The organism is Ruminococcus sp. MCC718, from assembly GCF_018783905.1.
Classification (GTDB): domain Bacteria; phylum Bacillota; class Clostridia; order Lachnospirales; family Lachnospiraceae; genus Hominisplanchenecus; species Hominisplanchenecus faecis.
This window is the reverse complement of sequence record NZ_WQNP01000059.1, coordinates 1-1,544: the sequence shown is the minus strand read 5'-3', so window position 1 is coordinate 1,544 and position 1,544 is coordinate 1. Positions and strand designations below refer to the sequence as shown.

The window sequence follows — 1,544 nt, the reverse complement described above, 5'->3', positions numbered from 1 at the left end:
ATGTGGGTGTCAAAAGTCCCCAACTATGATGCCTACGGATTGTTCCGTGCGTTGCACTCCCACAATCCTTTCTACGCTCCTCTTCGGTCGGTGCTAAACATGTGCCACTGGCACATAGCACCCCAGTATTCGCATATCGTGGGATTATCATCCCGCTTTTATGCTCATACCGGGGCGGGTCCCAAGGTCTTTCATCCACCTATGAGCAAGCTCATGTGGATTTAGACCTTTTGACCCTGGCATCATGATATAAATAATCAACACCCATATTCAAGTCAAACGTATGTAAGAGCCGGATATTACCAGTATGAAGGTACTACCGGCTCTTTTATTTTCAATCAGAGGAGAAAAATATGATAACCAGCACCGCAAATCCGCAGATCAAAAATCTGATCCAGCTTCAGAAGAAGAACAGGCTGCGTCAGGAACAGGGAATCTTTATTATAGAAGGAATCAAAATGTACCGGGAAGCACCGACAGACCAGGTAATAAAGACCTATGTATCAGAAAGTTTTTACAAAAAACATCAGAAAGAAGATATCTGGAAAGGGGAAAGCCTGGAAATCGTCACAGACCGCGTCTTTGAGGCGGCTTCTGATACCAAGACGCCACAGGGCGTGTTAAGCCTCGTGAAACGTTTTGAGTATGATCTGGACGATATCATTCAGGGCAGTACACCGCTGATCATGGTTCTGGAGAATATTCAGGATCCGGGCAATCTCGGAACCATTGTGCGTACAGGAGAAGGTGCGGGTATTACAGGCGTTATCATGAGCAACGGAACCGTTGATATCTATAATCCCAAAACCATACGTGCTACCATGGGGTCCATATACCGCGTGCCATTCTGTTATGCTGAGAATATGCAAGAGGTTATGCAGAAACTGAAAAAGTGCAAGATCCAAACCTATGCGGCCTATCTGGAGGGCAGCAGTGTTCACGATGCACAGAATTATAAAGAAGCAACAGCCTTTCTGATCGGAAACGAGGGGAATGGTCTTACAAGAGAACTTGCAGAAAGCGCAGACTGGCGTATCCGTATTCCAATGTGCGGGAAAGTAGAATCTTTAAATGCCGGGATTGCATCTGCGATCCTGATGTATGAGGCCCAGAGGCAGAGGCGAAACTAAGATAAACGCTTCGCAAGAGTCGTGTGCGTTTGAGTGAAATGTAAGTCTGTTTTAAGTATACTTAGAGCTGTTAGAAAAAGTTAGAAAAAAAGTTAAAAAAGTTGTTGACAGATCCGCACAACAGTGGTATCATACCAACTGTTGCGGCGGAAACGCAGAAACAACGGAGCCTGAGAGATACAGGCAGTCAGGGAATCATCCAGACGATCCGGGGACGGAATCAAAAAGATGAAAAAAGTACTTGACAAACCGGAAAAACTTTGATAGAATATCAGAGTTGCTGCGAAAGAGACAAAGCAACACAGTCTGGTACGACTTAAGAAGTTCGAAAGAGCTTCGAAAAAAAGTTTAAAAAAGTACTTGACAAGCACAAAGAGATGTGCTAAAATAACAAAGCCGACGCGAACAGCGAAC

1 protein-coding gene is annotated in these 1,544 nt (G+C 44.7%); it reads left to right on the top strand.

Going from position 1 to position 1,544, the window contains the following annotated elements; all coding sequences use genetic code 11:
* Positions 1 to 353: 353 nt before the first annotated feature.
* A complete protein-coding gene (locus GPK60_RS07150; RefSeq protein ID WP_215659155.1) occupies positions 354 to 1,130 on the top strand; it encodes an RNA methyltransferase in 777 nt (258 codons plus the stop codon).
* Positions 1,131 to 1,544 lie beyond the last annotated feature (414 nt).